This is a genomic window from Bifidobacterium sp. ESL0745 (genome assembly GCF_029433335.1).
Taxonomy (GTDB): Bacteria; Actinomycetota; Actinomycetes; order Actinomycetales; family Bifidobacteriaceae; genus Bifidobacterium.
Genome location: NZ_JAQTHX010000003.1, coordinates 83,627 through 103,789, shown reverse-complemented (window position 1 = coordinate 103,789; position 20,163 = coordinate 83,627). Strand labels below are relative to the sequence as shown.

17 protein-coding genes are annotated in these 20,163 nt (G+C 58.0%); 5 read left to right on the top strand and 12 right to left on the bottom strand.

Annotated elements, in window-relative coordinates:
• Positions 1 to 465 precede the first annotated feature (465 nt).
• From PT275_RS08490 to PT275_RS08480, 3 genes are all read right to left on the bottom strand, one after another.
• Positions 466 to 1,098: a recombinase family protein gene (locus PT275_RS08490; protein ID WP_277153955.1), complete on the bottom strand. Its 633-nt coding sequence runs from the start codon at positions 1,096 to 1,098 to the stop codon at positions 466 to 468.
• 126 nt (positions 1,099 to 1,224) lie between these two features.
• Complete coding sequence (locus PT275_RS08485; RefSeq protein WP_277153954.1) at positions 1,225 to 1,755, bottom strand: hypothetical protein; 531 nt, start codon at positions 1,753 to 1,755, stop codon at positions 1,225 to 1,227.
• Complete coding sequence (locus tag PT275_RS08480; RefSeq protein ID WP_277153953.1) at positions 1,752 to 1,985, bottom strand: hypothetical protein; 234 nt, start codon at positions 1,983 to 1,985, stop codon at positions 1,752 to 1,754. Before PT275_RS08480 ends, PT275_RS08485 begins: the two co-directional genes overlap by 4 nt.
• 57 nt (positions 1,986 to 2,042) lie before the next feature.
• Here PT275_RS08480 and PT275_RS08475 point away from each other — a divergent pair, with 57 nt between their 5' ends.
• On the top strand, positions 2,043 to 2,864 hold the full coding sequence (locus tag PT275_RS08475) for a hypothetical protein (RefSeq protein WP_277153952.1): 822 nt from the start codon (positions 2,043 to 2,045) through the stop codon (positions 2,862 to 2,864).
• A gap of 76 nt (positions 2,865 to 2,940) precedes the next feature.
• Here the strand turns inward: PT275_RS08475 and PT275_RS08470 are convergent, their stop codons facing one another.
• The 6 genes from PT275_RS08470 to PT275_RS08445 form a co-directional block, all read right to left on the bottom strand.
• Complete coding sequence (locus tag PT275_RS08470; RefSeq protein WP_277153951.1) at positions 2,941 to 3,294, bottom strand: hypothetical protein; 354 nt, start codon at positions 3,292 to 3,294, stop codon at positions 2,941 to 2,943.
• An 814-nt stretch (positions 3,295 to 4,108) separates the two neighbouring features.
• Complete coding sequence (locus tag PT275_RS08465; RefSeq protein ID WP_277153950.1) at positions 4,109 to 4,957, bottom strand: hypothetical protein; 849 nt, start codon at positions 4,955 to 4,957, stop codon at positions 4,109 to 4,111.
• Between the two features lie 162 nt (positions 4,958 to 5,119).
• The gene (locus PT275_RS08460; RefSeq protein WP_277153949.1) at positions 5,120 to 5,374 is read right to left on the bottom strand and encodes a hypothetical protein; all 255 of its coding nucleotides are present in this window, start codon (positions 5,372 to 5,374) and stop codon (positions 5,120 to 5,122) included.
• 12 nt (positions 5,375 to 5,386) lie between these two features.
• On the bottom strand, positions 5,387 to 5,542 hold the full coding sequence (locus PT275_RS08455; protein ID WP_277153948.1) for a hypothetical protein: 156 nt from the start codon (positions 5,540 to 5,542) through the stop codon (positions 5,387 to 5,389).
• The gene (locus PT275_RS08450; RefSeq protein WP_277153947.1) at positions 5,542 to 7,389 is read right to left on the bottom strand and encodes a hypothetical protein; all 1,848 of its coding nucleotides are present in this window, start codon (positions 7,387 to 7,389) and stop codon (positions 5,542 to 5,544) included. Before PT275_RS08450 ends, PT275_RS08455 begins: the two co-directional genes overlap by 1 nt.
• 137 nt (positions 7,390 to 7,526) lie before the next feature.
• Complete coding sequence (locus tag PT275_RS08445) at positions 7,527 to 7,748, bottom strand: helix-turn-helix transcriptional regulator (protein WP_277153946.1); 222 nt, start codon at positions 7,746 to 7,748, stop codon at positions 7,527 to 7,529.
• An 850-nt stretch (positions 7,749 to 8,598) separates the two neighbouring features.
• Here PT275_RS08445 and fbaA point away from each other — a divergent pair.
• Complete coding sequence (gene fbaA / locus PT275_RS08440) at positions 8,599 to 9,666, top strand: class II fructose-bisphosphate aldolase (RefSeq protein ID WP_277153945.1); 1,068 nt, start codon at positions 8,599 to 8,601, stop codon at positions 9,664 to 9,666.
• A gap of 183 nt (positions 9,667 to 9,849) precedes the next feature.
• On the opposite strand, the gene PT275_RS08435 is transcribed toward fbaA, so the two are convergent.
• The gene (locus PT275_RS08435; protein ID WP_277153944.1) at positions 9,850 to 12,147 is read right to left on the bottom strand and encodes a DUF2264 domain-containing protein; all 2,298 of its coding nucleotides are present in this window, start codon (positions 12,145 to 12,147) and stop codon (positions 9,850 to 9,852) included.
• 213 nt (positions 12,148 to 12,360) lie between these two features.
• Positions 12,361 to 13,455 (bottom strand): LacI family DNA-binding transcriptional regulator, encoded by a 1,095-nt coding sequence (locus tag PT275_RS08430; RefSeq protein WP_277153943.1) that lies wholly within the window; start codon positions 13,453 to 13,455, stop codon positions 12,361 to 12,363.
• A gap of 161 nt (positions 13,456 to 13,616) precedes the next feature.
• On the opposite strand from PT275_RS08430, the gene uxaC reads away from it, so the two are divergent.
• From uxaC to manD, 3 genes are all read left to right on the top strand, one after another.
• Positions 13,617 to 15,059, top strand: coding sequence for a glucuronate isomerase (gene uxaC / locus PT275_RS08425; RefSeq protein WP_277153942.1), 1,443 nt, complete (start codon positions 13,617 to 13,619; stop codon positions 15,057 to 15,059).
• Between the two features lie 43 nt (positions 15,060 to 15,102).
• Positions 15,103 to 16,530: a mannitol dehydrogenase family protein gene (locus PT275_RS08420; RefSeq protein WP_277153941.1), complete on the top strand. Its 1,428-nt coding sequence runs from the start codon at positions 15,103 to 15,105 to the stop codon at positions 16,528 to 16,530.
• Between the two features lie 147 nt (positions 16,531 to 16,677).
• On the top strand, positions 16,678 to 17,925 hold the full coding sequence (gene manD, locus PT275_RS08415; RefSeq protein WP_277153940.1) for a D-mannonate dehydratase ManD: 1,248 nt from the start codon (positions 16,678 to 16,680) through the stop codon (positions 17,923 to 17,925).
• Positions 17,926 to 18,474: 549 nt separating this feature from the next.
• Here manD and PT275_RS08410 read toward each other — a convergent pair.
• On the bottom strand, positions 18,475 to 20,061 hold the full coding sequence (locus tag PT275_RS08410; RefSeq protein WP_277153939.1) for a glycosyl hydrolase family 30: 1,587 nt from the start codon (positions 20,059 to 20,061) through the stop codon (positions 18,475 to 18,477).
• Between the last annotated feature and the right edge of the window lie 102 nt (positions 20,062 to 20,163).

The following is a 20,163-nucleotide window of genomic DNA, read 5'->3' as shown; positions in this document are numbered from 1 at the left end:
TCAGAAGAACCCGTTGTATGGCTGGCTCAGCCCTGCCCGGCAGAATGGGCGCCGTGAACGTGGGCTCGTGCGGCGAACGGCTTGGAACGAGTATCAGACGGACCACAAGACGCCCCGCGATCGTCGTAACGATGCCGAGTTTGCCAGCAGGCAAGCCGCCTATACGGAATGGCGTAGTTTGTCCGTTCCGGGAGTAACTGCGCCACCGTCTTACGCGGATGTGGCCAAGGTGACTCCTATGTCACCAAGGGCTCCTTTAGCGGCTCCGCCGATAATGCCGGCGCAGCCTGGCGGCGTACCGTTCACATCGGTCGCGCCGCCGTCCCGGCCGTAGGCCGGCCCTGCGGAGCGGTCCAGATTAGTGTCATGCAGCGAAAGATGCGTGACACTAATATTACTGGATTCTATGGCAACGGGTTTCCCGTTGCCTTTTTGTTAGTGCCGTTGTCGAAATCTTTATGTGGTTCACGGGTTGGCTTCAGTATTTTTCTCACGCTGTTTGAGAGCCTCGTAGAGCGTGGGGCGGGAGACGCCGAGCCTACGGGCCGCCTCGGCCTTGGGTATGCTCGCCGCGATCCATGTGCGGGCCTGGCCGATGCGTTCGGCGTCGAGCTTGTGTGTGCGTTTGCGGCGGTAGACGCCGCGCTGTTTGGCCAGGGCGATGCCCTCGGCCTGGCGTTCGCGGATCGTGGCGCGTTCCAGTTCGGCGACCGCGCCGAGCACGGTGAGCATGAACGTGCTCTCGGGGGTGCCGGTGTTGAGTTGCGGCTCGTCGATGAACCGCACGCTCACGCCTTTGCCATCCAGCGTCTTGATGAGATTCAAGAGATCCGTGGTGCTGCGGGCAAGTCTATCGGGGGACTTGACCTTGACGACGTCGCCCTCGCGCACGTAGTCGAGCATCTCCTTGAGGAGGGGCCGGTTGGTGTCCTTGCCGCTGACCTTCTCGCTGAACAGCCGGTCAACGTTCCCGATGGCATCGAGCTGCCGGGCCTCGTTCTGGTCGGCGCTGCTCACGCGCACGTAGCCCACGGTCTGGCCTTTGCCGTCGCCCTGTGTGGGCCGTTGTGTGTTCTGTTCCTGCTGCTGTAAATTCATGGTCGGCCTTCCGACGAATGTGTAAGAAAAAACGGAAACCCCACCCTGTCCTTACGCGGATGGATGGTATGTGGGCTGTCAGACCGGGGTATACCCCAGCCTGACAGCCCGTTAACGGAGTGGCGGTCAGCATCCGTACTCATCGTCATCGGACGGATCGGGAATCACGTTGCCGTCCTCGTCGATGGGGCGACCCTGCTCATCGTGGGTTTGCATGAACTGATACACCGAATCGTTGAAATAGGGGAGGGGCGTGTTGGTTTCTCTGGATTTTTCGTCACTCTGGTTCCTGGATTGCGGGTTGTTTACAGCCTCCAGCGCTGCTGCGAAATCACGGCGAACGCGAGCGCTTTCAGTCTCAATCAGCTCTTGTTCGTTTTCCCCTGGGCTCGTAGACCGGCGCGACTGAGGGTGCGGAGCGTTCCCGGGCCAGGGCGGCGCGGTGGTCTGCGGCGCATGGGCGTCCCGATGCCATCGTCGCCGAAATAGTTGCGTTCCAACTTCTTCAGCTCCTCCTTCCTTTTCCTTGATTGTTCGTTGTCGTCGCCGTCCTTCGGGGGCGTGGTTTTGGTGGCCATGATGGTCTCCTTTCCTGTTGCGGTCGCGGCGCTTTGCCGTGGCCTGAATCTTGATATGTGGGGATGTAGATTGGGTCATAGTTCCATCTGCATTTCGTTCTGGCGCTCGTATTGGCGTTGGCGCTCCCATTGTTTCTCGTGCTCGATGTCGATCGGCTCGCGGCCGGCCCGCACCTCCTCGAGCCTGGCGTCGTCCTCGGCGATCTGGCGGTTGATGCGCTCCAGGTCACGAGACGGGCGCATAAGATAGGCGATCAGCCGCCACAGGGCCTCGCGCAGCACCCGTTTGACCGGGTCTGGCGACCCCATCACGAAGACTCCCTCACGGAGAATCTTGAGGACGGCGAGGGCGTAGTTCGTCGGGCTGTGTCGGCGTTCCCGCTCGCTTTGGAGCCGTTCGCGCCGGTCGAGCTCGGCTTCACGCTGCTCGAACTCGTTTTGGCGCTGCTCGTCACGCTGCCTGCGCTTGGCCGCCGCCTTGCGTTCGGCTGTTGCGGTGTCGGCCTGACGCTGGCGGAACTCGCGCTCACGGTTCTCCTGGCCACGCTCGCGCTCGTCGATCCTGCGTTCCCGTTCCTGTTCCTGCTCGTCAAGCTTTTATGCCCGTTCATCGGCGGCGCGGTCGCGCAGGACACTGTTGAAATCGTCGGCCGCCTGCTGGGTCTCACGCTCGTCGAGCCTTGCAGACTCCTGTTTGAGGTGTTCCTTCTGGCGGCGGTTGTGGTCGGCCTGCTCGTCGAGGTCCCTCTCGCGCTCGTAGACGGCCTTGGGCAGCGTCTCGCGCCTCTTGCCGGCGTCGGGGTGGTCGATGGTGTAGCCGGGCAGATATTTCAGGGTGATGCGTTCCATCTCGGCGCGTTCGCGGGCCTCCCATTGCGCCCATGCGGTATGCAGGTGGCGTTTGCCGTCCTCGTCCTGCTCGTAAATGTCTTTGAAGCCAAGCTGGTTGAGGCATTTGCCGATCGAGACCTGACGTTGGGGGCCGCGCTTGTAGCCTGTCGTGACCGGGACGAAGTCGAGGTGTGCATGGGCGGCGCCGTATATCCTTGTCGATCTGCCGTTGTGGTGTTCAGTGAAAAAACTCGTCCTGATGCCATTGCGCGCTCACCAGCTTCAGCCCACCGCCGTCCGGCGTGGAGTTGCGTGCCTCGAAGTCCTCATAGTATTCGCGCACGATCGCGCGGTTGACCTCGTCCGGCACGCGCTGGGGCATCAGCCGCGACCCGTCGGCGGCCCGGACGATGCGCCCCTTGGCGTCGCGGGCCTAGTTGGTGTTGCCCACGCCCACGATCGCCTCGTAGGCCAGGTGCTTGCCCTTGACCTCGCGGCCGGCGGTCTTGCTCGCCGCCCTGTTGGCGCGGCCGCGCCGGTCGCCCGCCACCTTGTCCATGTATCTGGCGACGGTGAGCCGCCGGTCCTTGCGACGCCCCTTGTTGTACTCCTCGATCGCCCCGCCGAACAGCTCGGCGTACTTGTCTTCGAGTGTGCCGTCCCGCCAGCTCTCGTGATACCCATCGGGGTCAATGTGCGACTCGTATTTCACGATTTTCTTCGTGCGGTTGTTGTGTTTCAGGACCGGATCAGCCCCGATATGAAACCGCATCGTCGTGCTCGGCATGACCCCTCACCTCTAACTCCGAATAAACGAATATAAGACATATTATACACTGAATATACAGAACTGTAAACTTAGAAACGTTGAAAAACAGCCATTTTATGTTCATCATATAGATGCATATGCATCATATAAATATGCATAAATCACATAGATCGTTTTCAATCACGTCCCACGAGAACGCGGTTATAGCCGGTGGACGGACCCCGTGAACCGGGACGGGCGAAACATGTGCGCTGCGGCACGGCCGCCATACGGTACGGAAGCGGACAACCGCGCCCAAGGCACACGCATGGGTGTACGCGGGTAAACAGGCGTCAATGCCATCACCATAAGAATGAAGCGGGCCGTCAGAGTGAATCGCTCACCTGCGGCCTTGACGAGATACTGAGCCGTCTCGGCCCGAAACATCGGGGCAACGGAGCATGAGCACCACCCGCCCCCGCTATTTGGCCGCGGTATTGGGAGTGCACACTTTCCACATTCCCGTGGCCCACGCGTGTGCGACGGGGGAGGGGAGGCGCAGCCCTTGTGGCTCAAGGGCTTCCATCCCCCAAGGCTTCGTCTTGCACACATGCACACTGTTTTTCTTGTTTAACAGGTAAAAGGAAATAAATATAAATAATAAAGAACCGTTGGAGGTCGTGTGTGGTGTGCAGGGGCCCACGCCTCCTCCTCGCCGGCCGTGGGCTGTGGGAGGTGGTGCGTGGCGGGAAAAAGAAGGCCCGTACTCGTGAGCTCTTTTATAGCTCCCGAATACGGGCCGGTTCAAACCGTGATGTGCCGGGTTCGCTTCACCCGACGTGTCCATTGATTGTCAATCCTTGACCTTGACGCCCTTGGTCTTCACGGTGTCGAGAAGGACCTGTGGCTGCGCATGCCCGTCAGTGTCCGCGCGGACAAAGAAATCATTGGCTTCGTCAGCATCTTCATCTTCGTCTAAGGTGCACACGCCGGAGTACGTTTTCTCGTAAACTGGGTATGCAGACGGTGTCGACCTGTTGAAGGTGATGCTCGCAGGCCAGTGTGTCCATCCAGCAGAATATTTATTCGCGTTCACGTCAACAGCATAGAGATTAAGCCGTAAACTTTGGGGGACCTTAATTGTTTCTTCCGTGACACCGTTTCCGGTTTCATCGGCCTTTACAGTGAGACTGTAGCTCGTCTGCTGTGGAGCTTGGTACTTCATGGCTTGTGCGGCAGGAATGAATTTCTTTTCAGCGGCAGGCTGGTCTGGGTCGGTCCCTTCTCTGGTCTGCGGATTGGTGATGAGGCGTTGAGCTTCATTAATCTGGTCTTTTTGCTCCTTGTCAAATATCCTTTTATTTAGAGACTTGGCTTTGTCGACGATCTGACTGTACGATGTCAAGCCTTTGAATACGGAATACGGTGATTCCACCAGTGGTTCTTCGGATGCATAATAGGAGACTTGATAAACAGTTACTTTGCCGTGGTCGAATGCCCAGACTTCGTCGACGTCTTCGGTTTTTGTCGGCTTGCCGTTGCTGTGGAACCAAACTGACTGCTCGTTTTCCAAGGTCTCGGAAAGCGTGCTCGGCTTGTTCTCTGGGGCGGAAGTCTTCGGGGTGGCGCCGCTTGACGCCCCGCAAGCGGCTGTGCCTATGAGCATTACGCCGCCGCATATCACCGACAGAATTTTTTCCATTGTGGATTTCTTTATCAATTCAACTCCTGTTTATTGCGGTTGGTATATCAGCTTTTTTAATTGGTAATTACGGTGATGGCCGCCGTTTCGCTTTTGAGGGTACGGCGGTCGGAACCTCGACAGCCCATGCACGGTGCGTGCCAGGGTCAATATTTTCGATTGTCATTCCGATGGCTGGCCGAAGCTATACGACTCGGCCTTGACGGCCAATGCGATCAACGCCTCGGCGATGGCCTTCTGCGGCTTGCCGGCGGCGCAATCCTCCTTGGCCCGGATCAGATACAGGTCGTCTTCGAGCAGATGTTGCGTCGCATCGTCGTCAAGGCCATAGCGTTCGGCGACCGCTTGACGTTCTGCGTCAAGGGCATCGTCGTCGTAGTACAGCAATGGCTGTTGGGTCTTTTCATCCGTCGCCATGACGGCATCTCCTTACGAATAGATTACCATGGCGCGGAGCATCAATCTGGCCACGGCGATGGCGAGGAGGACGAGGGCGATGACGACCGGAGCCACCGATACGTCGGTGTGGCGGCCGTCATCACCCTCGTCCTTGGGATCGGACGGCCTGTCGGTGCCTGAGGGCATCAGCGGGTCTTCCAGGTGCCGGGGACGGCTGGCGCGTCGGTGACGACTTCGTCGTAGGCCGCGGTGCCGGGCTTGTTCACGACGTGCGTGGGATAGCCCTCGACGTCGTGCCAGGTCTCGCCCGCGGTGTCGATGCCGGTGGCGGGGTTGTAGTAGACGTTCGGGTTGGCGACCGGGGTGTGGAAGCCGTCGGAGTAGGTGAAATAGGCGATCTTGCGCTTGCCCACGTTGTCCGGGGTGGCGATCCACTGCGGAACGTTTACCGTGGTGACGGTGAAGGCGTTGTGGTAGTCGGCGGCATGCGCGGCCTCAAGACCGGGGTGGGCGTCCCACACGGCCTGTGGAAGGCTCATGTTGTGGAAGTCCATGGTCATGTCGGCGCCCGCGACGAACGCGTAGTCCTTGCCCTGCGGGTCGGTGCCCGACCAGTCCTTCACCTGGAAGCCGTCGAGCTTGGAGGTGTAGATGCGGCCGGTGACCGTCTGGCTGTAGCCGGCGGTGCCCCAGTCGCCCCAGACCGGCGTGCCGTTCTCGTTGACGGAGGAGCCGGGGACGGCGTCGTGGTGCACGACGTGCGTCGTGGCGGGCGTGCCGGGCGTGGCCGGAGTGCCGGCGACCCAGTACGGGCGTTCGGAAACGTCGTCGACCATGTTGCCGTTTTCATCGACGCGGATGTGCTCGGTCCAGGCTGGCGAGGGCTTGTGGTCATAGGTGCCTTCGGAGCCGGCGGGATGAACGATGTCATGCGGCGTGACCGAAGGATGGGACGGCGTGGACGGCGTCGACGGATGCGACGGGATCGAAGGCTGTGAAGGCTGCGACGGGGTCGAAGGCGTGGACGGATGCGAAGGCGTCGACGGAGCGGACGGCATGGAGGGCTGTGAAGGCTGCGAACGCGTGGACGGCTGCGACGGGGTTGACGGTGCGGGAGCAGGGGTCGAAGGCGTGGATGCCACCGGAGCGGCGGGAGCCGGGGCGGCAGGTGCCGGAGCGGGGATCGCCGGGGCCGGAGCGGAAGGCACCGGGCCGTAGGCCTGGGACGGATGCGTCATCGGGCGCGAGGCCGCGTTGGACGCAGGCGCGTTGACGCTGTTGGTGGCGTTGGCCGCGGCGACGACGCCGTAGCCCATGAGCTGGTTGACCCTGACCTGGACGGCGTCGTACTTGTCGCCAAGCGCCTCACGGCGGGCCTCGCCGTTGCCGTATGCGCCGAGCATGACCTCGTGGGCCAGCTGGTCGACGTCGTCGGTAGTGACGGAGGCCGTCGGAACGGCGCCCTTCTTCAAGGCCGCGCGGGACTTGGCCTCAAGGCCGGAGGTATCCATCCTGCGGGAATCGCCGACGACCTCGTTGGGATAGATGAGGTCGTCGTCGCCGCTGGTGAAGCCCTTCCAGTAGCCCCAGCGACCGTCCTTGGAACCGTAGTCGGTGGCGATCTGGGAGAGGGTGTCGCCGGGCTGGATGGTGACGGAGCCGTCGTTGTTGAGGACGGCGGCGTTGGCCGAGGGGGCCATCACCGACAGGGCGATGGCGGCGAGGCCGGTGGTGGTGAGCAGTCCTGCGCGCGAGCGCGTGCGGGGCGTCCTCAGTGCATGTTGCGGAGTGTGCTTTGACATGGTGTTTCCTTTTTCTTGTTGGTTGTTGTTGTTCCGGTACTTGTGACCGGATCGGTGTGTTTCTTTGTTGCAAATTTTTATGCTGCGGGACTCGGGTATTGATGTGGTGGCGATGTTTGTGGACCGAGAAAATTCGCCACGTTGACGAGTCCTTCGGCCGACGCTGGCCCTGTCCGTGCTGGTCGAGTCATCTTGATCTCCTTGATGCCGCTTTCCGCCGTGGAATGGCATCCTTCTTTAAAGAACTCTTACAGAGCGTAAGCATAATAGTGATGTGTGACACCCGGGCGCGATGTGTCGTATGCGGGAATGGGCCACGTCTCGTGGCCGGTCATGGGCGTCGGCGGGGTTTGGCGGTCCCGCCCGGGTCAGGCGAAGAAGTCGCCCATATCGCAGCCGAGCGCCTTGGCGAGGGTGTAGAGGGTGGAGAGCTTCGGTGCACGTCGGCCCTGCTCGATATAGCCCACGGAGACGCGGTCGAGGCCAGTCTTTTCGGCGAGCTGCTCCTGGGTGAGACCTTGCTGGCGGCGCAGGTTGCTGATGCGACGGCCCATGCCGTTGAGCATGTCTTTGAAACCGGGAGTTAGCATACTTTTGATTCAAGAGCAGGTAGCCCGATAAGACCACAAACAGAGTGTTAGCATTTTGGACAAAGTTTTGAATGCGATATATTTGTTTATGGCTCAACCGTGCAATGGTCTTTTATGGGAAAATGTTGCTGATTTGTTGCTAAAAACTGATTTCGGCAAGAGTAAAGAGGATTAAAAACGTTGGTATTTCAACGTTTTATAAGCCTAGGGAATTCTTTAAATTGCGGGTTCGACTCCCGTCATCCGCTCTTTTCAATCCCAACGAAATCCCTTGAAACCATTGATTTACCAACGTTTTTGGTTTCTCTGAATCGTAAAAATCGGGGTTATAGGGTTATAGGCCAAAATCTTTGGTTTATAACCCCCAATGAACGAAATATCTGAAATCCCGAATGCTAAAGCAGCAATGCAATATCGAAGTTAGAAAACTTGAGGTATTTAGCTACTGTGGCTTGTAAAAAAAAGAAATGAAAGTGGAGGAGGCAGGAGTTGAACCATGCGTCTCCGCCTTGCGGCGGGCTCTACCGTTGAGCTAATCCCCCGAAACGTACGCCATATCAATTTCGTTTTGCCGAAACCGTAACGTCGAACGTTCGTAAAAAATAGTCTACCATAAAATTTGATTTTTGTTTTCGGCAAAGCAAAATTGATGAGTCTTGCCCCGCCGATGAGACTTGAAATGTGAGGTTGCGCTGGTCTAAATTCCTTTTGGCAGAGGGCTTTAGCCGGGATTGATCGGTTTGACTTGAGCTGACGAATTGTATGGAATCCTCGCGATCCTACAATTTGCATCGAATATGGAAACGCACTGAAAGGTACTGATGGCGAGGCGGGCGGCAATAATAGAGCTATGACCATCGCAACTCCTGAACGATATCGTGAAATGCTGGAATCCGCGCGGCGTAACGGCTATGCCTACCCGGCAATCAATGTGACCAGCACCCAGACACTCAATGCGGCGCTTCAAGGGTTCGCCGATGCCGAGTCCGACGGCATCATCCAGGTTTCCGTGGGTGCTGCCTCCTATTTCTCCGGGCAGCGGGTTAACGACCGCGTCACCGGTTCGCTTGCGTTTGCGGCGTTTGCGCATGAGGTGGCCGCGAAATATCCGAATATTTCCATCGCCCTGCACACCGACCATTGTGCCAAGCCATATCTTGACGGCTGGGTCCGGCCATTGTTGGCACATGAGGCGGACGAGGTGGCGCACGGCCATGAGCCGACCTTCCAATCCCATATGTGGGACGGCTCAACGGTGCCGCTGAAGGAAAACCTTGATATCGCCGAAGATTTGCTGGATCTTTCGGCCAAAGCGCACACGGTTTTGGAAATTGAGATCGGCGCGGTCGGCGGCGAGGAGGATGGCCACCGCGCCGACATTGACGAACGACTCTATTCCACGCCCGCTGATGGCATCGAAGTCGCGCGTCGGCTCGGATTGGGGGAGCGTGGCAGGTACATGGCGGCGTTCACGTTCGGCAATGTACACGGCGCCTACAAACCCGGTGTGGTGAAGTTGCGCCCGGAACTGCTTGGCGAGATCCAGCGCGAGGTCGCGTCGGTGGCAAAGGCTGGCAAGATCAGGGACGGTTACGACAACGCCGAGTTGCATGACAACAAACCCTTCATGCTCGTCTTCCACGGCGGTTCCGGCTCATCGAAGGGCGACATTACCGCCGCGGTGCATTACGGCGTGGTGAAAATGAACATCGACACCGACACACAATACGCTTTCACCCGAGCGGTCGCCGGCCACATGTTTGAACACTACGATTCCGTGCTCAAGGTAGACGGCGAGGTGGGCGAGAAACGGTACTACGACCCGCGTTCGTGGGGCCGCACCGCCGAAGACGCGATGGCCAAGCGTGTGGTCGAAGCCTGCGTCGAACTGGGTTCGGCCGGTAAGGCGCTCAAATAGTTATAGTGCCGGCCTGCTGTCAGAGTGGTTCCTGTTGCTTTAAGGGCAGAATCCCGATTTTGCCTCAAATGCAAGCGGAACGGACAATTTCCGTAGGGTTGGGGGCACGAAGTGGAATGTTGGTCATCTCGTGTTGGGGATTGCGTGTGGGGATGGTTGACTGATTCGCTTCTTTCCGCTTAATCAGTCGCACAGTTCCGCCAGTTTCACTGTCTTGGTCTCGCCCCGATAACCAATACGCAACTCATCGCCGGTCAGTGTCACGGACGGCAATGAAATCGACCCATCGTCGCCGACGCTTTCCAGCTCGCGATCACCGAGGTACGCAGAAACGAATACATAGTGACCGGGATCGATGGCGCGCATCTGCATCGGTATTCTTGTTTTCGGATAAAGCAGATTGGTGTTCGGTTCGGGAGCAGAAAGTTCCAGCGAAAAGCCTTCTGCGCCGATCAGCCCGGTAAGCCCGACTTTTGTACGGTAGAAAACCGATTGTTGCGGCGATCCCAGTGTGGCCGTTGGCTTTGTAATGGCTCTCTTGGCACCTTCGTCGCCAGCACCGTTTGTTCCGAATTCCCCAAAAGCGTTGGAAGTTCGGGTATCATTGTTTGCCAATTTGTCGTCGTTTGCGCCGGTGCTCGACTCATCGGTTTCGGGGAAAAGGCTCCCGATTCCATTGTTGCCTTTGTCCCAACCGGAGGCGAATGACCCATCGCCGGCATGCTGGCTCGACGCTTCTGCAACGCCTCGGATCGCGTTGATATTGGGGCCGTCCAATTCCTGCCCGAAGTCCGGCATCGAGAACCCGCCTTCCGCCAGATGCAGTGCCCGCGCCGAATCGACGACGTGGACGCGGATGTGCCACGGCATCAATGGCACAATGAAATTGCAGATGGCCACATCGCTCCACGGCTCCCAGCGCGAGTAGACATAGTCGCCATGCACCGCATAATCGGCGTAGCCAAAGGCCGTGCGCCAGTGGTATTCGGATTCGGAAACGGCCAAGGTATTGTCGCAGGCGAGCTGTTTCAGCACGGTTGCCGCCTTTGGCGTCGAGAAGCCGAAGGCCGTGGAATAGACGTATTTTTCGTATTTCGCGTCGGTGTGATTGTGTTCCGGAGCGTGTTGCCCGGCGGTGAACGATTGGACTTCCAGTCCTGTGCGGCTGTGCGCCACCAGCATGCGCGGCTCCGGTTGCAATTTGAGCGCCTCGAATTTGAAATCGTCACTTTCGCGCACGGTCCAGAACGGGTCGGTTTCAGGAATACACAGGAAAATAAAGGTCTTGAGCGCCCAATAAGCGGAAGCCGGTCCGTTGTAGCCCTCGGCCATGTTCATATTCGGGTAAGCGTAACCGATAGGAATCAGTCCGTCAGATTGGAAAATATTCTGGCGGAACCACCAACGCAAATTGCCAAGCAGCAAGTGTTTGATATCGCCCAAAGTCCAACCGTTCGGCAGGTCAATCCCGGCAAAAGCCGCCGCACCCCAGAATGCCGCCTGTGCGAAGCGATAATCAAGGCTGCGCCCGAACGGCAAACAGGCACCGTCGGCCGCAAACCAGTTGGCGTAACTGGGTACAAAGGCCGTCGCGCGTTGCTTGAGCAACGCATAGCGTTTCGCTTCTGTATCGTTGGGATCATCGGAATTTGCTGTCTCGAAAGTTTCGTTATCTGCCGGTTTGTGGATTTCAAGGGAGACGTCGTCACACGTTGTGGCAGATTCCGTATTGGTATCGCTGCGTTTCCCGGAATCGGAACCAGTGTGCAGATAGCGATTGTCGCGCTCGGCAAGCCCCGCGTTCATCAGCGTGAAGAACTGATACGCGAACGGGATATAGTTGTCGATTTGGTTTTTGTAGCCGTCATACGACCATCCGTGGCCGAGATAGTGCGAGGCCGTGATGTCGAAATCGGCCTGCACCAGTGCGTCGTATTCTCTGTGACCGGTATGAACGAACCAGGTGTTGACCATCTGGCGGAACCAGAGCCAGTTGGTTTTCGGCAGCGTGTGGTGGTTGATCTGGTCGAGCCAGGTCAGGATATTGTCTTGCGCTTCGCCGCTCAGATGGTCCCAGAAATCCTGCCTTGTCTCGAAAAGGAACGCCGTAATCGCGCCCATTTCCACGAAAAGCTGGTCGTAATCGTCCAGCGGATCGCCCCAGAAATCGGGGTCGCCGGGCGTGGTGCCGTGCACGATGCCGTCGCATGAAAGCCGCCACCAGCGCGGGAAACGGGCGATGTTGCTGCGGTTGGCGAACAACGGCCCAAGCCCCCAGAGCAATCGGCAGAAGCCCTCGATCGAAGTTCGGTCTTGGCTGTAGACGGCCCCGCTGTCGCTCATGCGGAATCGCCCGTACCTTCCGCCGCTTTCGACCAGCCGCATTGCCGGCGTGAGTATGTCGACGAGTGCCTGTTCGCAATCCGCTTTTGTGCGTAGCGGATTCGTAGCGACATCTCCATTGAATGGCTTCGTTTTCATGACACTTCTTTCCCTGGTATGCCTACTATGGTCTGTCGTTTGTCCGGTTTTACGCAAGTGCGCAGAAAATCTGGCCGATTTTATTTAAGGGCGATTCAATGATTTGAACGTCATTTTATTTTCGAAATGGATAGCAAATTCTGGCAACATTCCGTCTTTACGGCGTTTCCTCACTGAGGTTTCGGCCATTGCGGCTTTCTGTCATTCGGTCATTCACGCATGTATGGCGGATGTCAACGAAGGATTCGCCTTTCCGGTGCTGGCGCGTACAACATACGAGGATTCGAGCATGATTGGCTTCCGGTCATTGGACTGCTTGGTGTGGTGGATCAGGCTCAGCACCTCCGTGACCCCTTTCGTACCCAGCTCCTTTCGTGGCAACCGGACGGTCGAAAGTGCGGGGGAGACGAGCGAACTGAACTGCACGTCGTCGATGCCGACCACCGAAACTTTCCCGGGAACGTCGATGTTACGCGAATGCAAAGCGGCGATGAACCCGATGGCCATGATGTCGTTATAGGCGATGACGGCGTCGGTCGGGTTGTTCAAAAACACTTCTCCTGTGCGGAAACCGCCGCTGAAAGTCGGTGCGTTCGAGGGAATGCGGCGCAGTTTGAGATGTCGCCGCGAGCAAATCGAGGAAAGTGTCCGCCAGCGCACGCCATCCTGCCATGAGGATTCCGGCCCGCTTAGGTAAGTGAAATTGTTGTGCCCGAGCGAGGCAAGATGATCGACGGCCTGCGTCAGCCCGGTTTGTACGTCGCCGATTACCGATTGGATGCCGCGGATGGAGCGGTTCAGCGTCACCAGCGGCTTGGTCTGGGCAAGTTTGCGTATGCCGGCGTCGGAAAGTCGGGACGAGGCCAAAATAAGCCCATCGATATGTTGGATTGCAGTGTGGATGGACGTGCGCTCGATGACGGCGTTCTCTTCCGAGTCGAGTACCAGAAGCCCGAATCCGTTGGAAAGGCATTCGTGCTGGGCCGCACGCGTGTACTCGGCGAATACGGGGTTGCTCAGGTCGGCCACCACGATGCCGAGCATACCGTTCAGGTGTTCGCCGTCGGTATGCGCCCTGATGGCGGTGGCGCGATAGCCGATCTGATCGGCGATATCGTAGATACGTTGGGCTGTGGCCTCGTTGACGCGTCCTGGCCTGGCGAACGCTCTTGAAACCGTTGAAGGAGCGACTCCTGCGGCTTTGGCCACGTCGCGGATAGTGACGTTTTGTTTTGGTGCGTTCGGTGCGATTTGCGCGTTCGGCACGTCGGCATTGCCATTGGGCTGCTGTGAACTGTCGTTTGTCATTTCCATATTGCTCCTTGCGATGCCAGTATAACCTGTATTTGGCAAGTTATGGCAACAGAGCGCAGTGCCGAAATGTCTCACGTACACTGAGAAAACGAAAAAAGGGTGTTCGGCATCGTGGCGGGCTTCTTGGTTTGTCACGTTTCGTAAGGATGGTGCCTATGGTTGGCCAAACAGATATAGCAGAATCGGTTTTGTCCCCAGATCGATTGCTGCCGGCGGAAGGGTTGCCGTTGCGTGTTGCCCGTGAACTGTACGAGTCTGTTGAGGATCTTCCCATCGTTTCGCCGCATGGCCATATCCCGGTCGAGTGGTTTGCACAAGACAAGCACTTCGCCAATCCCACTGATCTGTTTATCACTCCCGATCACTACGTGACCCGTATTCTGCACGGGCAAGGTGTGGCTTTGAGCGAATTGGGCGTGGGCCAATCCGATTTCACCGATCAGCAGGCACGTAACGCTTTCCTGATGCTGGGCAAGCATTGGTCTGCCTTTGCCGGCACTCCTATGCGTTATTGGTTCGAGGACTCGTTGGCACGGGTGTTCGGCATCAAGAAGAAGTTCGGCCCCGAAACTGCCGGTGCGATTTACGACGAGCTTGACGAGATGCTCAAGACGCCGGAATTCAGTACGCGCGCGCTCGCCAACCGTTTCAATATGGACTTCGTTTCCACCACCGACGATCCGGTCAGCGACCTGAAACTTCATGACAAAGTCAATGCCGATCCCGGTTTCAAACCGTTCGTCGCCCCCGCCTTCAGGCCTGACAAGTATCTTGAACCTTCTCGCGCCGATTGGCCGCAGTTGGTGGATGCTTTGGGTCGCAGTGCCGATATCGATGCCTCCACTTATGAAGGCTTCACCGAAGCGATGCGTCGCAGAAGGCGGTATTTCAAGGATCATGGTGCGGTATTGAGCGACCATTCTCATGCCGATCTCAACTGCGAGCGTCTTTCCGACGGGGAAGTGCATCTGCTCTTCGGCGAAGCCTACGCAGGTCGTATCGGTGCGAAGGATGCGGCGCGTCTGCGGGCGCATCTGTTTAATGACCAGGCCAGACTCGCTCAGGAAGACGGTCTGGTGATGACCGTGCACCCCGCGATTGCCCGCAATTATGATGCCACGGCTTTTGCCAATTATGGTGCTGATGTCGGTGGTGATATTCCGGCCCGTGCCGAGTACGTTGAAGCGTTGCGGCCGTTGCTCAATGCCTATGGCAACAATCCGGATTTCCATTTTGTGGCCTTCACCGACGACGAGACCGTCTACTCTCGGGAACTGGCGCCTCTCGCCGGCTTCTATCCCTCCTTCTTCATCGGTGCCCCTTGGTGGTTCATCGACGCTCCGGACTCGATTTCGCGTTATTTCCACGACGTCGTTCCTTACGCCGGATTCACCAAGCTCTCTGGGTTCATCGATGACACCCGGGCGATTTGCTCGATTCCCTCCCGTCACGACATGAATCGGCGGGTCACCGCTAGCTTTGTCGCTTCTTTGGTCTGCGACCGCCGCATTTCCATGGAGGAAGGGCTTGAGATCGTGCACAATCAGATCGCGGTGCAGCCAAAGCATGTCTTTAAGCTCGATGCGGCCGAGCAATAACGAATAACGCTTAATATGACAACGCTTTAGGAAAGGGGTAGCAATGTCAGCAGATAGCGTAGGAATTCCACAAATCAGTCGTGAAAAAAACGGCCGTCCTGCTGCGCCCGAACGGATTGTCCATTTGGGTATCGGCAATTTCACGCGTGCGCACCAGGCTTGGTACACCGAACACGCGCCGGATGCAGCCCAGTGGGGCATCGCCGGTTTCACCGGTCGCGGCCCGCGCATGCGCGACCTGCTTGAATCACAGGATTGCGTATACACACTGATTACTTCGGGGGCTCAGAACGATGAATTCGAGGTCATCTCCTCGCTTTCGTCCATGCATAGCGGCTCGGACACCGCGGCGTTGCGGGCCCGTTTCGCGGATCCGAATATTTCGATTGTCACTTCCACGGTTACCGAGGCGGGGTATATGCGTGCCCACAACGGCGATTTGGACGTTGCCAACGCCGATGTTGCTGCGGATTTGCGGGCATTGAAAGCCAATTCGCGAGCGGACGGGCTGAAAACCGTTCCCGTGCGTATGGTTGCCGGTTTCCTTGCCCGCAGGCGTGCGGGGGTCGGCCCGATCACGGTGCTGCCCTGCGACAATCTGGCGGGCAACGGCGCTGCATTCCGCAAGGTGGTCGAGCAGGCCATCGCGGAGGTTGATCCGTCATTGCTTGACTGGACACGTCTTAACGTCGCTTGGGCCACGTCAATGGTCGATCGCATCACTCCTGCGACGACGCAAAACGATATCGAGCTTGTCGAACGTGTCAAAGGATGGCATGATGCGGCGCCGGTGCGCACGGAACCGTTCCGTGAGTGGGTAATCGCCGGTGATTTTCCGTCCGGTCGTCCCGCATGGGATGAAGCCGGAGCGGTCATCACCGATGACGTCACACCTTACGAACAGCGTAAGTTGTGGATGCTTAATGGTTCCCACACCACCTTGGCCTATTGTGGTTCACTGTTCGGCTATGAAACGGTGGCGGATGCCGTCGCCGATCCGACATTGCGTTCGTGGATCAACGAATGGTGGGATCTGGCCGGGCACTATGTCAGCGTGCCGACTGATGAATACCGCAAGCAGCTGCTTGAGCGTTTTGAGAATCCGAATATTCGTCACCTTTTGTTGCAGATAGCAACAGATGGGAGCGAAAAGCTTCCGGTTCGTATCGTGCCGGCCGCTCGCAAGGCATTGAAGGACGGACGGTCGACGGCCCCTGCAGCTCGTGCCATCGCCGCTTGGATACTGTTCCTCACCCGTTTTACCGATAAGCTTGCGGACGTCAATAAAGACAAGGTCGTTGCATACGCAAAGGCCTGCTTCGAATCTGACGGCAGCATCGATGATGATGGGGTGAAGCATGTGGTCGCTTACTTGGATCACAGCCTTGCGTCCTCTGCGGCGTTCGTTGATGAGGTTGTCTCGCAGATAGGAGTGGTAAGCCAGTTCGCGGCCGCGAATCGGCAGGCTTAGTGAACAACAATATTGTCGACTTTCCTGGCATCGGGATTTGCATCGGCAACGTTCCACTGAAAATCGTGGACAAAAAATTTAGTAAACAGACGTCATCAAGTAACAGACGTATGCGGAATAAAAGCTGTACAACAGAAAGGAATCGATATGGCTATTGAAAAAGCCGAGGTTTTTGTCACGAGTCCAGGACGTAATTTCGTCGTCCTCAAGCTCACGACGACGGATGGCATCGTTGGTCTTGGCGACGCGACGCTCAACGGGCGTGAACTCGTTGCCGCGGAGTATCTGAAGACCATCGCTCCTGCCCTGATCGGCAAGAACGAGGACAACATTGAGGACATGTGGCAGTACCTCTACAAGGGCGCCTATTGGAAGCGCGGACCGGTGACGATGGCCGCCATCAGCGCTGTCGATGTGGCACTGTGGGATATCAAGGGCAAGAAGCTCGGCGTTCCGGTTTACGACCTGCTTGGCGGCGCATCCCGCAAGGGCATCCTGACCTACGCGCACGCTTCCGGCACCGATTTGCCGAGCCTGTTCGACTCGATCGACATGTATCGCGATATGGGCTTCAAGGCCACGCGTATCCAGTACGCGCTGCCTGGCATCCCCTCGACTTACGGCGTCGCGGCTTCGGCCAACGCGCAGGCCGGCAAGGGCGAGAAGGGCATGCGTTACGATTACGAGCCCGCTCGCCGTACCAGCGTTCCGGTCGAGGAGGTCTGGGATGCGCGCACGTATCTCAACACTATCCCCGGCGTGTTCGAGGAAGTGCGCAACAAGTACGGCAAGGACCTGATCCTGCTGCATGATTCCCACCATCGCCTGCGCCCGATCGAGGCCGCCCGCTTCGGCAAGGCGCTTGAGCCTTATGACCTCTTCTGGATGGAAGACACCACGCCTGCGGAGGACAACCAGCAGTTCCTGCGTCTGGTGCGCGAGCACACCACCACCCCGATCGCCATCGGCGAGATCATCAACTCCTGGACCGATTACATCACCCTGATCGAAGAGCAGCTCATCGACTATGTGCGTTCGGCCGTTACCCACACCGGTGGACTTACCCACATGAAGAAGCTCATGGCCTTCGCCGAGCTCTTCGGCGTCAAGTCCGGCTTCCATGGCCCCACCGACGTTTCGCCTGTCGGCATGGCTGCGAACCTTCACTTGGATCTTGCGATTCCGAACTTCGGCATCCAGGAGTACATGAAGCACAGCGACGAAACGCTCGAAGTGTTCCACACCTCCTACACGTTCAAAGACGGCTATCTGCACCCGGGCAACAAGCCGGGCCTCGGCGTCGACTTCGATGAGAAGCTCGCCGCGAAGTACCCGTACCAGCCGGCTCCACTGCCTGTGGATCGTCTGCTTGACGGTACCATGCATGAGTGGTGATTTTTCTTAGTTACTGCCGCGATGGGGACGACATATACATTGCTCGACACGCTCCGGGCCGAACCGTAAAGCAGACAGCCCAGTGGGCTGTCTGTAGGTTCGGTGAGCGCGAAGGCAAAATTCATCGGATTTTGCAGGCCGAGTCTTTACGGTCGAGCAACGCATATGTCGTCCCCATCGCTCTGACTAATCTGCTTTTTTGAAGCGAATAAAAGATAAAAGACACTCGAGTCCGTTCGGGCAAGGTTACGCCGTAACAACGCATATGTGCCAATCCGGCACTCTGCGTTGAGTGGGTTTGGTAAGCGAATAAAAAGATGGGCCGAGTCTTTACGGTCGAACAAGGCATGTGTCAGCCTCAATGCTCTACTTCAAAAGGCCTTTGAAGCGAATAAAAGATAAAAGACACTGGAGTCCGTTCGAGCAGGGGGTACGTCAGCGCAATGCATATTTCGGTCCAACACTTTGAGTAATCTGCTTTTGTAAGTGGAATATGATGAAGCGCCGCCTCCCTGGTAATGGGGAGGCGGCGCTTCGTGTTGTTAGCGACTAGAAGATGCGCTCGTCGTGGTCGTCGGCGGGGTGCGGGGTGTAGGTGATCTTGAAATCATCGTCCGCGGGCGCCTCGCTCGTGTTGATTGGCGAATACGACAGGTGGAATGTCACGGTGCCGTAAGCAGGAACGGTGACATGGCGCCACTGCGCTCCCTCTCCTGCGAAGGTGACTGCTGCCTTGATCGGCTCTGCGGTCGGGTTATAGAGGAATCCGGCGAAGCCCTGCCCGTCCGGCTCGATGAAAGCGACCGAACCCAGGCCGCCATGCCGTCCGTCGGGGGTGTGGTTGGTCGAGGCCACGCGCCGTGAGCCAGGGCGCACATCTTGGCCGAAGTTGCGCAGCATGAAGTACTCGAGGTTGCGCTTGACCTTGCCGGTGCTTGAATCAATGGTGATCACGCCGCGGCGGCCGCGCGTCTTGGCGTAGCTCGGGAAGCCCTGCTCGTCCAGCGCGATGTTCCACAGGTTGATGAGACCGACGTTGTTGCGCACCAGTCCGGTGCCGATTTCGCCGAACATCACGTGGCTGGCCTCGTCTACGGTTTCATCGAGCATGCAACGGCGCTCGCTCATGGCGGCCTTCCATTCCGGGAACTGGCGGGTGCCGTTGAGTACCCACTTGGGTAGGCCGGAGTAGGTGTGGAAGGCAACGCCGGCGAAGCACTGGGCCTGGGCCGGCGTCATATAGTCGCTCACGGGGCGCTGGAAGAAGCGCAGGCCGTCGTCGGCGAAGTAGATCTCGACGTCCGGGAACGATTCGTCGAGGCAAGGACGCAGATATTCGCTGCCCCATTTTGTCAGCTCCTCCGGCGTCCAGATGGCCATCGGCCATTGCGGGGAATTGCCAGGCTCGTTCTGCATGGTCACCGAAGCGATGGGGATGCCGTAGCTGGCGTAGGCGGCGATGAATTTGACGAAATACTGCGCATAAACGTAATCGATGGTGTCCTGACGGCGATATCCATTGCCGCAGAACTCACCGAGACGCAACCTGCCGTCGCCTTCGAACTTGCGGTTGGTCTTCATCCAGGCCGGCGGGCTCCACGGCGAGGCCATCACTTTGACGGCCGGGTTGATGGCCATGATCTCCTGCAGCACAGGGATGACGTTTTTGAGGTCTTTGGTGGCGTTCGGTGCACCGGGCTCGCCTGTGCCGATGGAGAAGTAGTCGAGATTGGCGTCCGTACCGATTCCTTCTGGCAGGTCGTCATAGCTGTAATACTTTTGGCTGGAAAAATCACAGGAACCGATGGAGATGCGCACGGACGAGAAGCCGCCCTTCGAGGGACTGAACATCTCTTCGAGAATATCGTGGCGCTGCTCGGGGGACATGCTTTGCATGAAAAGCGCTGCGCTGGAATCGGTGATCGCCGCGCCGGCTCCTTCCCAAAGCTGGTATTGGCGGGTCGGGTCGATGACCACGGTGATGGCATCTCCCGCTTCGTCAACTATCTTCGGCGTCTCAATCGGTGTACGGCGCTGGCTCAAATCGCCGCTGGTCGCCGTCCATAATTGCTTCGGTGCGTGGTGTGCAGAGGACACGTAACTTTCCGGGTCCTCGTTTCTCATTGGTATGCCCATGGGCTGATACTCCTTTGCTATCTGTCCGTTTCTTTCATTCCGCCCCGCTTGGAGGGAAGGAATGATGCTATGAACGAACCTGAATTTCGCTGTACCAAATGC